This window comes from Micromonospora sp. WMMC264 (genome assembly GCF_027497275.1).
In the GTDB taxonomy this organism is placed as follows: Bacteria; Actinomycetota; Actinomycetes; order Mycobacteriales; family Micromonosporaceae; genus Micromonospora; species Micromonospora chalcea.
In genome coordinates this window covers 2041226-2054931 of the sequence record NZ_CP114907.1, presented here as the reverse complement: position 1 = coordinate 2054931, position 13706 = coordinate 2041226, and the positions used below count along the sequence as shown (strand labels likewise).

The following is a 13706-nucleotide window of genomic DNA, read 5'->3' as shown; positions in this document are numbered from 1 at the left end:
GGTGCGCCCGCAACCCGGTGACCTGCTGCGCGTCGACGGCCGAGCGTCCGTGCAGTTCGGCGGCGACCGGGCGCTCACGTTCCGGGTCGTGTCGGTCGGCGCCGAGGTGCCGCACACCGGCTGGATCTGGTTGACCGGCTACGTGCTCGACCGTCGAGGCACCGCGACCGCGAAGCGGGAGATCTTCGTGCAGCTCGCCGGGCTGCGCCGGGCCCGCGAACCGTTGCCGCGCGATCAGTCCTGGGTGCCGGCGAACAGCGTCCAGGCGTCGATCTCGGTCGGCGCGAGGGGCCGCGCCGGCAGGTAGGACGCCAGATCGCGGAAGTCCGCCACGGCGTTGTGCACGCACACCGCGAGCGAGAAGTGCAGCAGTTCGCGCAGTGCCTGCGCGTCGGGCGCGGTGGCGTCGTCGAGCAGCGGGCTGCGGACGTCCAGCGCGAACACCACGTGGCAGGCGCTCTGGTCGGCCTTGACGACGCAGTAGTAACGCCCCTCCTCGGCCAGCCGGTTGCGGATGTTCGCCCAGGCCATGGCCCCGGAGATGTCCGGCACGTCGGCGCCGGCCGCGCAGGCCATCCGGAAGACCCAGCGGGCCGGGTCCTCCGGCGACACCGCGCCGTAGACCAGCACCAGGCCACCGCGGTGGAAGACGGCGAAGCCCTGTACGTCGGGGGTGAGGTGCAGGAAGTCCGGAGTCCAGACCCGGTCGTACTGCCGCTCCGCCAGGGACCGCACGTACGTCACGGTCTGGCCGGCGGCGTGGCGAGCGTCTACGCCCATGCGTTCTGGTCCTCCCCCGAAGCATCGCGGAGCCTCACGCTACGAAGCGCTTCGATAACAGATCAAGGCATGCCGATCGAGTTTGGATGGTCGGTCTCGTGAACGGGACCGAACCCGCCCCGAGTCCCACGGATAGGACTACGGGACGGCTCGTCCGATCGGTCAACCGGCGGGGCGGAGCCGTCCGCGCGGCTGCGCGCGTACACCGGTCGCTGTTGTTAGCGTGGATCGCGGACCGCCACGGCGGTCCGGCCACCCCTCACCCGACGGCCCGCGCGTCCCGGCGACGCCGCGGGGCGCGGTGCCGCGATCCGGCAGGGAGGGGGTGCGATGACCGCGGTGCCGGAGGATCCGGGGCCGGCCGACCAGCGGCCCGCGCCGCGCAGCGGCTGGCGGGTACGGGCGCGGGCGCTCGGCGACGCGGCGCGCCTGCGGGCCCGGCGTTTCTGGGACGGCGCGCAGCCCACGCTGCGGCGGCTCTGGTGGACCGAGGAGCCGGAGACGCCGGTGACCACAGTCGACCGGCGCGCCCCGGAGCCGCTCGTGGTGCCGGCGCAGGGCCAGGTGTACGTGTTCCTGGTGCGGGCCACCTACACCTGGTCGTCGGAGACCGCCCGGCCGGAGCTGTTCGGCTGGTACGTCGACTACTTCCAGGCGCAGGCCACGCAGCGGCTGCACCGGCTGGCCGTCCGGTACGCGGTGGAGGTGCCGCCGCACCGGCCGCGTGACCTGCACGCCGCGCTGACGGCGGCGCTGGCCGAGGACGATCCACCGCCCTGGACGTACGCGCGCGGGGAGGTGACGTTCGCCTGCGAGCCGGACGTCACGGTGCATCTGGACGAGCGGGTGCGCCGGCTGCTCCAGCCGTACTGGGAGCAGCGCATCGCGCTGGAGTGCGAGCGCGACCTGGCCCGCCGCCGCGCCGAGTACGCCGACGAGCGGGACCGACGCGACCGGCAGCCGGAGGCGGCGGGCGCGAGGCCCGCGCCGCGAGCGCCGGACGCCGACGGGCCGGCGGACCTGTTCCCGTTGGAGCCGCTGCTCCCCCCGCCCGCGCCGCGCCCGGCTCCGGGGCAGCGACCGCGTCCCGGCGAGCCGCAGCCACCGGCAGTCTGACGCGCCGCACGGGCGGACGGCGGCGGTCAACCCGCTACGGCCGCCTCGTCCGGCCGGGTCCGGCGGGCGGTCAGGTACACGGCGAGGCCGATCAGCAGCCGTTGGTGCTCTTCTGGTTGCGCTTCAGCCCGTCTGACCAGGTCACGCCCTGCACGACGGCCACCACGACGCTGCCGTTGTGGATCTGCTCGTAGTGCAGGTGCGGGCTGAGGTCGTACTTCGCCGAGGTCGCGCCGACCCGGCCGATGACGTCGCCGCGCTTCACGGTGTCGCCAGTGGCCACGGCGCGCGAGTTGAGGTGGGCGTACCGGGTGCGCCAGCCGTCGCCGTGCCCGATGACGATGGTGTTCCCGTAGCCGGAGGTGGTGGAGTAGTACGACTCCAGCACGGTGCCGGCGGCGCTGGCGACCGTCCGGCGGTTGAGGTCGTCCGGGCTGCCGTTGGCGTCGTAGTGGTTCCAGTCGATGGCGTGAGCCGGGCTGTGCCCGTTCCAGTTGTTGCCCTGCCAGGTCTGGCCGCACAGGAACGGCATCCGGAAGCCCGGCCGGGCGGCCTGCGCGGGCTGCACGCCGAGCATCGCGCCCGCGACGACGGCGGTCGTGAGCAGCGCCGGCACGCGCCACCGGGCGGCGGTGGTCATCAGCGACATCGTTCCCCTCCTCGCATCGAGTGATCCAGGTCGATGCTATGGCCGCGCGGAGGCCGGGTAAATAGCTACACGGATGAATGCTCGATCAAAACTTTCCTACGGTCAGCCGACCAGGGCGGCGTAGCGGCCGCGCCGGTCCAGCAGCGCGTCGTGGGTGCCGGACTCGACGATCCGGCCGTGGTCGAGCACCGCGATCCGGTCGGCGTCGCGCACGGTGGAGAGCCGGTGCGCGATGGTCACCACGGTGCGGCCCCGGGCCAGCTCGTCCAGCGCCCGCTGGACCGCGCGTTCGGTCTCGGTGTCCAGCGCGCTGGTCGCCTCGTCCAGCACCAGGATCCGCGGGTCGCGCAGCAGGGTCCGGGCGATCGCCAGGCGCTGCTGCTCGCCGCCGGAGAACCGGTGGCCGCGTGAGCCGACCATGGTGTCGTACCCGGCGGGCAGCGCGGCGATGAGGTCGTGGATGCGGGCGGCGCGGGCGGCGGCCTCGATGTCGGCGTCGGTGGCGTCCGGACGCGCGTACCGGAGGTTGTCCCGCACGGTGCCGTGCAGCAGGTACGTCTCCTGGCTGACCACGCCCACGACGGCGGCCAGATCGGCCGGGCGCAGGTCGCGCAGGTCGATCCCGTCGATGGTGATGCGGCCGGCGTCCGGGTCGTGCAGCCGGCTGATCAGCGCGGCGAGCGTGCTCTTGCCGGAGCCGGTCTCCCCCACCAGGGCGAGGCTGGTGCCGGCCGGGACGTCCAGGCTGACGCCGGCGAGGGCGGCGGTGTCGCTGCCCGGGTAGCTGAAGGTGACGTCCTCGATCCGGAGGTGGCCGCGGGCGGTGGCCGGGTCGAGCGGGACCGGGCGGGCCGGCTCGGCGACCTCGACGGGCAGGTCGAGGTATTCGAAGATGCGGGCGAACAGGGCGAGCGACGCGGTGAGCGTGACGCCCACGTTGAGCAGGCCCATCAGCGGCCGGAACAGGTTGCCCTGCAGGGCGGTGAACGCGACGAGCGTGCCGATGGTGAGCGTGCCGGCGGTGCCGGGCAACCCGGCGCCGAGGTAGATCACCGCGGGGATGGCGGCGAAGACGATGCTCATGGCGGCCATCCGCCAGCGTCCGGCCAGCTCGGAGCGCAGTTCCAGGTCGACCAGGCGGGCCGAGGACGCGGTGAACCGGTCGACCAGGGCCGGGCCGGTGCCGAGCGTCTTGGCCAGCCGGACGCCACTGACCGACAGCCCCTCCTCGATGGTCACGGTGAGGTCGGCCAGCTCGCGCTGGCGCTGGGCGGTGATCTCCCGGCGCAGCCGGGCGACGCGGCGGGTGAGCCACAGCGCGGGCGGCAGCACGACCGCCGAGACGAGCGTGAGGCGCCAGCTCAGCGCCAGCATGGCGATGGTGGTGGCGACCACTGTGGTGAGGTTGGCGGCGATCGAGGTGGCGGTGGAGGTGACGACCGCCTGCATGCCGCCGATGTCGTTGGTGATGCGCGACTGGACCTCGCCGGTGCGGGTGCGCACGAAGAAGCCGATCGACTGCCGCTGGAGGTGGGCGAAGACGTCGGCGCGCAGCCGGTGCATGACCTGCTGGCCGACGCGGGTGGAGATCCAGGTCTGGGCGACGCCGAGCACGGCGGTGACGGCGGCGACCGCGACCATGCCCGCGACCAGCCAGGCCAGCAGGGTCAGGTCACGCTCGGGCAGGGCCCTGTCGATCACGGTACGCAGCAGGAACGGCGTGGCCATCGCGATGATCGAGGACGCCACGATGATCGCCACCACGGTGGCGAGCGGGCCGCGGTGGGCGGTGAACAGGCCGCCGATCCGGCGCAGGGACACGTCGCGGGCCTGGGCCTTCTCGGCCGGGGAGACGGTTCGGCCGTCGCGACGGCCGTCGGGGATGCGATCCAAGGGTGCTCCTCATGTGGGGGACGAATGCCGAACTACCAAAAATGCTGAGGTTACCTCAACATGAGGGAACAACACGAAAGCCTGTTACCGTATTCCCCGTGGACGGCAGCGACGAGAGCCTGGCCGAGACGTTCTGGGCGGTGACCCGCCGGCTGCGGCACCAGACCAAGCGCGCGCTTGCGCCGTGGGAGATCAGCCCCGGGCAGGCGCGGGCGCTGGGCGTGCTGATGCGTCACGGCGCGCTGCGTCCCGGCGCGCTCGCCGAGCACCTGCGCATCGCGCCGCGATCGGCCACCGAGGTGATCGACGGGTTGCAGGAGCGCGGGCTGGTCGAACGCCGGCCCGACCCGGCCGACCGGCGGGCCACGCTGGTCGCGCCCACCGCCGAGGGCGAGCGGGTGGGCGCCGCGATCCGGCAGGCGCGGGCCACCGAGGCGGAACGGTTCTTCGGCGCGCTCCCGCCGGAGGACCGGGCCGAGCTGACCCGCATCCTGCGCCGCCTGCGCGAGGACTAGATCAGCGGTTTCACCCGATCCGGGTGAGGCGACAGGCCCCGTGGCGGGGAATAGCGCCATCGGGAGGAGGGCCGATGGTCGACGCCACCGAAGAGTTCTTCCGGAGCCTGGGGCAGCGCCGGCAGCGCGGGCTGACAGCGCTCCACGAGGGCAGCGTCCGGTTCGACATCGCCGGTGACGGGTCGGTCGACCACTGGCTGGTCTCCATCGCCCGGGGCGAGGTCACCGCGGCACGGCAGGCCACCGGCGGGGACGCGGTCGTCCGGGCGGACCGGGCCGTCTTCGACCGGATCGCCCGGGGCGAGGCGTACTTCCTGACCACCGTCCTGCGCGGCGAGGCGGAGGTGGAGGGCAGCCCCCGGCTGTTCGCGACCGTACGCCGGCTGTTCCCCTCCCCGCCCGGCTCGCGCCCGGAAGGACACCGGGGAGACGATCATGGGTGACGGCCACGTCGGAATCTTCGACGGGACGATCTTCCTGGTCTGCGACCGGGCCGGCGACATCGTCCCGGCGGACGACGGCACCCACGGCCTGTTCGCCCACGACACCCGCCTGCTGTCCCGGTGGCAGCTCACCATCGACGGCGAGCGGCTCAGCACGCTGTCCATCGACGACATCCAGTACTTCGAGAATCGGTTCTACCTGGTCCCGGGCGCTCAGGACGTCTACGTCAACAGCACGCTCGAGGTGCGCCGCACCCACAGGCTGAACAGCGGACTCCACGAGGAACTGGTCCTGGTAAACAACGACCGGCGAGCCGTCGACCTGACCGTACGGATCGAGGTGGACGCGGACTTCGCGGACCTCTTCGCGGTCAAGGAGGGCACGACGAACCGGGAGGGGCGGCACTACCGGCGGGTCGACGGCCCGCGACTCGTCCTGGGTTACCAGCGCGAACGCTACCGCCGCGAGACGATCGTGTCGGCGACGGCTCCGGCGGAGGTGGACGAGAACGGCCTGACGCTGCGCGTGCACATCGAACCGCACGGCCGGTGGCAGACCCGGCTGACCGCCGAGCCGGACCTCCCCCTGCCCCGCGGGCTGGAACGGCTCAGCCTGCCCGGACGGGTCGAGGGCAACGCCCGGGACAAGCCCGCCGAGCTACGGGAGTGGCTGGACCGGGCGCCGCGACTGGAGACCAGCTGGGGGCCGTTGCAGAACACCTACCGGCAGAGCCTCATCGACCTGGCCGCGCTGCGGTTCAGCCCGTTCCTCGCCGGGACCGGGTGCGTGCTGGCCGCCGGGCTGCCCTGGTTCATGAGCCTGTTCGGCCGCGACAGCATCCTCACCAGCCTCCAGGCGCTGCCGTTCGCACCGGAGCTCGCCGCCACCACGCTTACCGTGCTCGCCTTCCGCCAGGGCAGCCGGATCGACGACTTCCGGGAGGAGGAGCCGGGCCGGATCCTGCACGAGATGCGCTACGGCGAGCTGACCGTCTTCGACGAGACGCCGCACAGCCCCTACTTCGGCAGCGCGGACGCCACTCCCCTGTTCCTCGTGCTGCTCGACGAGTACGAGCGGTGGACCGGCGACGCCGCCCTCGTGCGCGCGGTGGAGCAGGAGGCGCGGGCGGCCGTCGACTGGATCGACCACTACGCCGACCGGGCCGGCAACGGTTACGTCTCCTACGAGCGGCGCAACCCGGTGAACGGCCTGGAGAACCAGTGTTGGAAGGACTCCTGGGACAGCATCTCCTACCGCGACGGCCGGCTGCCGGGCTTCCCGCGCGCCACCTGCGAACTCCAGGGGTACGCGTACGACGCGAAGGTGCGCACCGCCCGGCTGGCCCGCGAGATCTGGCACGACGCGGCGTACGCGGACCGGCTGGAGCGGGACGCCGCCGACCTCAAGCGCCGCTTCAACCACGACTTCTGGATCGACGACGGCGAGTACATGGCGCTGGCGCTGGACGGCGACGGCAGCAAGGTGGACGCCCTGTCGTCGAACATCGGCCACCTGCTGTGGAGCGGCATCGTCGAGGAGCCGAAGGCCGAGGCCCTGGTGCGGCACCTGATGTCACCGGCGATGTTCAGCGGCTGGGGTGTCCGCACGCTGGCCGAGGGCGAGGCCCGCTACAACCCGGTGGGCTACCACGTCGGGACCATCTGGCCGTTCGACAACTCGTTCATCGCCTGGGGACTGCGGCGCTACGGGTACGCCGAGGAGGCGGCCCGCGTCGCGGCCGGCATCCTGGACGCGGCGGCCTTCTACGACGGCCGGCTGCCGGAGGCGTTCGCCGGGCACGACCGGTCCGAGACCCGCTACCCGATCCGGTATCCGACCGCGTGCAGCCCGCAGGCGTGGTCGGCCGGAGCGCCGCTGCTGCTCCTGCGGACGATGCTCGGCCTGCGGCCGGTCGGCGACGATCTCGTGGCCCGGCCGGCTCTGCCTGCTAGCCTCGACTACGTGGCGTTGCTCGACATCCCCGGTCGTTGGGGGCGGCTGGACGCCTTCGGCAGGAGCACCGCCGCCGGCGGCCTGAGCCGTTACGAGCTGGCGCCACAGCAGCTCTCCGCACCGTGACGGGATCGACATGCAGCGCATCGACTGGGAGCACACCGCGGTCGTGGGCGTCCACTGGCAACCCGAGGTGGTCAGCCCCGACGGCGTCTTCGGCCCGTTCTTCGCCGACCAGGTGGCCCGGCACGGCGTGGCGGCGAACGCGGCCCGGGTCGCCGCCGCCGCGCGGGCAGCGGGCGGCCTCGTGGTCTTCACCCGGGTCGCCTACCGGCCCGGCTACCCGGACCTGATCACCAACACCCCGAGCTTCGCGATGATCGCCGAAAGCGGGGCGTTCCTGGAGGGCGACCCGAAGACCCGCATCGTCGACGAGGTCGGGCGACAGCCCGGCGACGTCGTGGTCACCGGCACCCGGCTCGGTGGATTCTCCGGCACCGAACTGGACCTGATCCTGCGCGGCCGGGGCGTGCGGACCGTGGTGTTCACCGGCGTCGCGACGAACCTGGCCGTCGCCGCCACCGCCTACCAGGCGGTCGACAACGGGTACCGCATCGTCACCGTCTCCGACGCGTGCACGGCGGCCACCGACGAGCTGCACGAGGCGTACCTGAGCACGCTGGGCCAGCTCGGCGAGATCGCCACCACCGGCGAGATCTCCTGACCGGCCGCCGGGGCGCTCAGCGCAGGCCGGCGGCGATCGCGTCGACCAGCAGCGCGCCGAGCATCCGGGCCATCACCGCGCGGGCGGCGTCCACGTCGAGGCCCATCGAGTCGCGCATCATCGACCAGGACGACCAGGTGCCGGCCACCGTCAGCGCGTCCAGCAACTGCGCGCGGCCCGGACCGGCGTGCGCCAGCTCCGGGGCGAACACCGCCTCGATCTCGTGCCGGACCCGGGCGACGGCCGCCTCCCGGTTGCGGCGCAACTGCGGGGAGAACGGCTCCCGCAGCGCCGACGCGCGGGCCGAGGGCGCCAGCACCTCCAGCAGCCGGGCGCGCTGGTCGCAGAACGCGGCGATCCGGGCGGTCAGCGGCAGTTCCGGCGACACCGGCCGCCAGAGCGCGGCCTGCCGCTCGCCGACCCGCCGCCCGGTCGCGGCGAACAGCGTCTCCATGTCCTTGAAGTTGGTCCAGAGCGTGCGCAGCGACACCCCGGCCCGCTCGGCGATCCGTTCCCCGGTGGGGCGCAGGTCACCGGAGTCGATCAGGGCCAGGTGCGCCTCCACGATCGCGGCCCGGGTCCGCTCGGCTCGCGCCGCCCGGCCGTCCACCCGCTCCGGCGGGTCGGCCTCCACCTCGATCATGGGTACGGATCTCCTGTTGCTCGGGTACCGGCGGCAACTCTACGTGCGTGCCGCCGGGCGACCGGCACCCGGCCGCCCGGCGGCACGCCTCAGGCGGTCGGCACCGCGTCGGCGGGCGGGTTCGTCGGCGGCTCGGTGAACTCGGTGACCGCGCCGTCGCCGTCGTCCGTGGTGTACGCGGGACCGAAGTACTCCTGCACGCCGTTGCTCACCTTGGTGAGCCGGACGCCGCCGTAGCCGGCGTGCACGCCGTCGGCGTACCGGAAGGGGACCAGGCCGGGCCCGCGGAAGCCGCCCTTGCGCACGGCCTCGACCAGCTTCTCCCGGGTGGGGTCGGGCCCGGCGGCGAGCATCGCCTGGACGAACGTGTACGCCATCGAGTAGCCGTAGATGGCGTTGCCGTCGACCGGGTTGCCCGCGTTGTACTTCTGGTGGATCTTGGTGAACTCCTGGATCCACGGGTTCGCGGTGTCGGCCACGTTCGGCAGGTAGTTGTCGGCCACCATGCCCTCGAGGATCACCTTCTTGTCGCCGAGCTGGGCGGCCAGCGTGGTGTAGTCGGCGCCCACGTTGGACACCACCCACTGCGCCTTGAAGCCCTGCCCGGCGGCCTGGCCCATGGCCAGCGCGGTGAAGCCGGGGATGGTCGCCGAGATGACCACCTGGCAGCCGGCCGCGCGCAGCGCCCCGATCGCCGGGCCGACCTGCTGGTTGGTGGTGGTGTACGTCTGCTTCGCCGCGACCGGGCCGAGGACCTGCTCGACGCCGACCAGCGAGTCCCGCCCGAAGTCGTCGTTCTGCCCGAAGTGGCAGACCTTCGCGCCGGGGAACTCCCGCTTGACGTAGCTGGCCAGGATCTTGCCCTCGACCGTGTAGTCGGGCTGCCAGCCGAACGTCGTCGGGTACCTGTCCGGCTCGTTCCAGTTGCGGCTGCCGGAGGCGACGAACAGGTCCGGCACCTTCTGCGTCTTGACGAACTCCAGCACGTTCGTGTGCGTGGGCGTGCCTAGGCCGCCGAGCAGCGCGAAGACCTTGTCGTCGAGCACCAGCTTGCGGACCACGTTCTCGGTGTTGGCGGGGTTGTAGCCGTCGTCCATGACCTTGTAGACGATCTTCCGGCCGTGCACGCCGCCCTTGGCGTTGACGTGCTCGAAGTACGCCTTGGTGGCGGCGGAGATCTTCGAGTAGCCGGGCGCGGCCGGTCCGGTGAGCGGTTGGTGGGTGCCGATGACGACCTCGGAGTCGCTGACGCCGGGAACGTTCTCGGCGGCCTGCTTCTCGTCGTCGGCGCAGGCCGGCAGCGCGGCCAGCAGGGCCAGGCCGGCGGCGGCCGCGAGAACGCGGCGGGTGGTGGTGCGCATGGTTCTCCATTCCGGTGCGACGGTGCGAACGGTGTGGGTGGAACCGGTGAGGTCAGCGGTCCGGCGGCCGGGGGGTGGCGGGACGGCGGCGGACGGCCCCGCGTAGGCGGGCGGTGAGGGCACGCACGCCGCCCTGCAGGCCGCCCGGGGCGGCGAGCATGACGACGATGAGGACCAGGCCGAACACGGCCAGCGCGAGGTTGCCCTCCAGCCGCTGGGCCAGCCCGGCGGAGAGGCTGAGGTGTTCGGTGAGCAGGCCGGGCAGGTCCTGGAGCGCGACCAGCAGCACCGCGCCCCAGACCGCGCCGGCCAGGCTGCCCAGCCCGCCGATGACGATCGCCATGAGCAGGAACAGCGACAGGTCCAGCGGGAACTTGCCGGGCGCGACGGTGGCGGTGAGCATGGCGTACACGCCGCCGCCCAGCCCGGCGCAGGCGGCGCTGACCACGAACGCGAGCACCTGCGTACGGGCCACCGGGATGCCGGCGAGCCGGGCCGCGACCTCGTCGTCGCGTACCGCCCGCAGCGACCGGCCGAAGCGGCTGCGCACCAGGTTGGCCAGCAGCAGCATGGTGAGCAGCGCGGCGGCCAGCGCGATCCAGGCCAGCCAGCGCTCGGGCTGGAAGTAGGCGCCGAGCGCGGCCGGTGGCGTCTGCGCCGGGAACGACAGCCCCTGCTCGCCGTTGAACACGCCGGTGAAGATCGTGGTGACCGCCGGGACGAGCGTCGCCACGGCGAGGGTCACGCCGGCCAGGTAGGGGCCGCGCAGCCGGGCCGCGGCCAGCCCGACGACGAGTCCGCCGAGCGCGGTCACCGCGACCCCCGCGAGCAGCGACGCCGGCAGCGTCCACCACCCGCGTACGGCCCGCTCGTCGAGGGCCTGCTGGGTCAGCGCCACGGTGTACGCGCCGGTGGCCATCAGCGCGCCGTGCCCGAGCGAGAGCTGGCCGTTGAGCCCGACCAGCACGGTGTGCCCGGCGGTGACGCAGAGGAACGCGCAGACGCGCGCCACCTGGAGGTTCTGGTACGGCGCGAGCTGGTTGGTGACCAGCACGACGAGCGTGCCGGCGAACACGGCCACGGCCAGGTGGCGCAGCAGCGTGGAGCCGCGCGGATCGCGTCCGGCCGGCGCGCCGGGCAGCAGCCGGCGCAGCGGGGACGCCGTGGCGGGCGCGGTCTCGGTCGGGGTGGTCGTCACACGTGCCTCGCTCTCGCCGCGGAGAAGAGCCCGCCGGGGCGGACCAGCAGGACGGCCAGCAGCAGCACCAGGACGGCCAGCGGGGTGGTGTCCGGTCCGAGGTAGCCGGTGACGTAGGACAGGATCAGCCCGACCAGCAGGCCGCCGACGACAGCGCCGACCGGGCTGTCCAGGCCGCCGACCACGGCGGCGGTGAACGCGACCACGAAGACCAGGTCCATGGCGTGCGAGTGCAGGCCGAGTCCGGTGGGGACGACGAGCATCCCGGCCAGCGCGCCGACGGCGGCGGCGAGCGCCCAGCCGAGCGTGAGCATCCGGCCGACGCTGACGCCGAGCAGCCGGGACACCTCGGGGGCGAACGCGGCAGCCCGCATCCGCAATCCGATCGGGGTGCGGGTGAACAGCACCGCGAGCAGCGCCACCACCGTGAGCGCCGCGCCGAGCACCCAGAGGTCGTACGGGGACAGCGCGGCCACCCCGGCGATGGTGAGCGCGTCGGTGTCGAACGGCGCCGGGGCGGGACGGTACTCGTTGCCGAAGATCATGCCGAGCACCGCCTGGATGACGAGCACCAGGCCGAGCGCGACGATCACCTGGTTGAGCGGCCCGCCGGGTCCGGCGAACCGCATCAGCACCCGCTCCACCAGCGCGCCCAGGGCCAGTCCGGACAGGATCGCGGCGGCCAGGCCGAGCCAGTACGAGCCGGTGGCGGAGACGACCGCGTAGCCGACGTAGGCGGTGGCCACGGCCATCGCGCCCTGGGCGAAGTTGACCACCCGGGCGGCCCGCCAGATGAGCACCAGCGCGAGCGCGAACGCCGCGTAGACCGCCCCGGCGGCGAGCCCGTCGAAGGTGAGGAACCAGAACCGCTCCATCCGCGACCCCTTCCTAGAATCCGAGGTACGCGTGCCGGAGCTGGTCGTCGTCGCGCAGCCGGGCTGCCGGCGCGGCGGTCACCACGCGCCCGAGCGACATGACGATGCCCTGGTCGGCGATGGAGAGCGCGGAGCGCACGTTCTGCTCGACCAGCAGCACGGTGAGCCCCCGTTCGTCGCGCAGCCGCCGCAGCAGCGCCATGATCTGCGCGGTGACCTTGGGCGCCAGCCCGAGCGACGGCTCGTCGAGCAGCAGCAGCCGGGGCCGGGCGATCAGCGCGCGGCCGATCGCGAGCATCTGCCGTTCGCCGCCGGAGAGCTGGTGTCCGGCGTGGTCGCGGCGGCGGGCCAGCGCGGGGAACAGCTCGTACACCTCGTCCTGCGCGCGCCGGGCGTCGGCCCGGTCACGCCGCCACAGCCCGCCCAGGCGCAGGTTCTCCGCCACGGTCAGCTCGGTCACCACGCCGCGCCCCTCCGGCACGTGCGCCAGCCCGCGCCGGACCAGGTGTTCCACCCGGACGCCGCGCAGGTCCTCGCCCGCGTACCGGATCCGGCCGCCGGTGGGCCGCAGCAGGCCCGAGAGGGTACGCAGCAGCGTGGTCTTGCCCGCGCCGTTGGCGCCGAGCACGGCGGTGACGGTGCCGGCCGGGACGGTGAACGCGACGTCGCGCAGCACCGGCACCGGGCCGTAGCCGCTGCTGAGCGCCTCCACCTCCAGCACGGCGGTCACGGCGTGCTCCCCTCGACCGGCACGTCGGCGCCCAGGTAGGCCTCGGTGACCCTCGGGTCGTCGCGGATGCTCTCCGGCGCCCCGGCGGCGATCACCTTGCCGAAGTCGAGCACCACGAGGTCGTGGCAGACGGACATGACCAGGTCCATGTGGTGCTCGACGAGCAGCACGGCGCAGCCGTCGGCCCGGTCGGGCAACGCGCGGACCAGGTCGGCCAGCTCGGCCACGTCGTCGGCGCCGAGACCGCCGGCCGGCTCGTCGAGCAGCAGCAGCCGGGGGCGGGCGATCAGCGCGCGGGCCAGCGCGACCCGCTTGCGTACCGCATAGGGCAGGGTGCCCGGCGCGGCGTCGGCGTGCTTGTCGATGCCCAGCTCGGCGAGCAGGTCCAGGGCCCGGGCGCGCAGCCGGCGCTCGTCGTTGTCGCTGCGCGGCAGGCCGAACAGCGCGGCGGCGAAACCGGCGCGGGCGGTGTGGCTCGCGCCGGCCACCACGTTCTCCAGCACGGTCAGCCCGGCGAACAGGCCGACGCCCTGCAGCGTGCGGGCGATGCCGAGCCGGGTGAGGGCGTGCGGGCGGGGCCGGAACGGCCGGCCGTCGAGCGTGAGCGACCCCTCGGTGGGTCGGACGAAGCCGCAGACCACGTTGAACAGCGTGGTCTTGCCGGCGCCGTTGGGCCCGATCACGCCGACGACCCGGCCGGGCGGTACGCGCAGCGAGACGTCGTCGAGGGCGACCAGGCCGCCGAAGCGTACGCCGACGTGGTGCAGCGCCAGACCCTGATCGTCGACGGGGGTGGCCGGTGGGCTCATCGTCACCTCGTGCCGG

At 73.5% G+C, this 13706-nt stretch carries 15 protein-coding genes; 6 read left to right on the top strand and 9 right to left on the bottom strand.

Annotation, left to right across the window (positions count from 1 at the left end; genetic code table 11):
- Position 1 precedes the first annotated feature (1 nt).
- Positions 2–307 (top strand): hypothetical protein, encoded by a 306-nt coding sequence (locus tag O7542_RS08430; RefSeq protein ID WP_274478698.1) that lies wholly within the window; start codon positions 2–4, stop codon positions 305–307.
- On the opposite strand, the gene O7542_RS08425 is transcribed toward O7542_RS08430, so the two are convergent.
- The gene (locus O7542_RS08425) at positions 235–780 is read right to left on the bottom strand and encodes a hypothetical protein (protein WP_043323518.1); all 546 of its coding nucleotides are present in this window, start codon (positions 778–780) and stop codon (positions 235–237) included. The genes O7542_RS08430 and O7542_RS08425 overlap by 73 nt on opposite strands.
- Before the next feature lie 330 nt (positions 781–1110).
- Here O7542_RS08425 and O7542_RS08420 point away from each other — a divergent pair, with 330 nt between their 5' ends.
- Positions 1111–1896 carry a hypothetical protein gene (locus O7542_RS08420; RefSeq protein WP_281605987.1) on the top strand — a complete coding sequence of 262 codons (786 nt, stop codon included), beginning with the start codon at positions 1111–1113 and terminating at the stop codon, positions 1894–1896.
- Between the two features lie 91 nt (positions 1897–1987).
- On the opposite strand, the gene O7542_RS08415 is transcribed toward O7542_RS08420, so the two are convergent.
- Both O7542_RS08415 and O7542_RS08410 read right to left on the bottom strand, forming a co-directional pair.
- Complete coding sequence (locus tag O7542_RS08415; protein WP_083297014.1) at positions 1988–2545, bottom strand: M23 family metallopeptidase; 558 nt, start codon at positions 2543–2545, stop codon at positions 1988–1990.
- A 102-nt stretch (positions 2546–2647) separates the two neighbouring features.
- Entirely contained in the window at positions 2648–4438 is a 1791-nt protein-coding gene (locus tag O7542_RS08410) for an ABC transporter ATP-binding protein (protein WP_187693206.1), read from the bottom strand.
- Between the two features lie 98 nt (positions 4439–4536).
- Between O7542_RS08410 and O7542_RS08405 the strand changes: the two genes are divergently transcribed.
- From O7542_RS08405 to O7542_RS08390, 4 genes are all read left to right on the top strand, one after another.
- Entirely contained in the window at positions 4537–4953 is a 417-nt protein-coding gene (locus O7542_RS08405; protein WP_043323514.1) for a MarR family transcriptional regulator, read from the top strand.
- 74 nt (positions 4954–5027) lie between these two features.
- Positions 5028–5396 carry an SCP2 sterol-binding domain-containing protein gene (locus O7542_RS08400; RefSeq protein WP_064445712.1) on the top strand — a complete coding sequence of 123 codons (369 nt, stop codon included), beginning with the start codon at positions 5028–5030 and terminating at the stop codon, positions 5394–5396.
- Complete coding sequence (locus O7542_RS08395; RefSeq protein WP_281605986.1) at positions 5389–7476, top strand: glycogen debranching N-terminal domain-containing protein; 2088 nt, start codon at positions 5389–5391, stop codon at positions 7474–7476. The genes O7542_RS08400 and O7542_RS08395 overlap by 8 nt, the downstream gene beginning before the upstream one ends.
- Positions 7477–7486: 10 nt before the next feature.
- Positions 7487–8074, top strand: coding sequence for a cysteine hydrolase (locus O7542_RS08390; protein ID WP_281605985.1), 588 nt, complete (start codon positions 7487–7489; stop codon positions 8072–8074).
- A gap of 16 nt (positions 8075–8090) precedes the next feature.
- Here O7542_RS08390 and O7542_RS08385 read toward each other — a convergent pair whose 3' ends face one another.
- From O7542_RS08385 to O7542_RS08360, 6 genes are all read right to left on the bottom strand, one after another.
- Complete coding sequence (locus O7542_RS08385; RefSeq protein WP_064445710.1) at positions 8091–8717, bottom strand: hypothetical protein; 627 nt, start codon at positions 8715–8717, stop codon at positions 8091–8093.
- An 89-nt stretch (positions 8718–8806) separates the two neighbouring features.
- A complete protein-coding gene (locus tag O7542_RS08380) occupies positions 8807–10078 on the bottom strand; it encodes an ABC transporter substrate-binding protein (RefSeq protein WP_166455951.1) in 1272 nt (423 codons plus the stop codon).
- A gap of 52 nt (positions 10079–10130) precedes the next feature.
- Complete coding sequence (locus tag O7542_RS08375; RefSeq protein WP_069088511.1) at positions 10131–11276, bottom strand: branched-chain amino acid ABC transporter permease; 1146 nt, start codon at positions 11274–11276, stop codon at positions 10131–10133.
- Positions 11273–12151 (bottom strand): branched-chain amino acid ABC transporter permease, encoded by an 879-nt coding sequence (locus O7542_RS08370; RefSeq protein ID WP_166455952.1) that lies wholly within the window; start codon positions 12149–12151, stop codon positions 11273–11275. Before O7542_RS08370 ends, O7542_RS08375 begins: the two co-directional genes overlap by 4 nt.
- A 13-nt stretch (positions 12152–12164) precedes the next feature.
- Positions 12165–12881, bottom strand: coding sequence for an ABC transporter ATP-binding protein (locus O7542_RS08365; protein ID WP_166455953.1), 717 nt, complete (start codon positions 12879–12881; stop codon positions 12165–12167).
- Positions 12878–13690 (bottom strand): ABC transporter ATP-binding protein, encoded by an 813-nt coding sequence (locus O7542_RS08360; RefSeq protein WP_166455954.1) that lies wholly within the window; start codon positions 13688–13690, stop codon positions 12878–12880. The genes O7542_RS08365 and O7542_RS08360 overlap by 4 nt, the downstream gene beginning before the upstream one ends.
- Between the last annotated feature and the right edge of the window lie 16 nt (positions 13691–13706).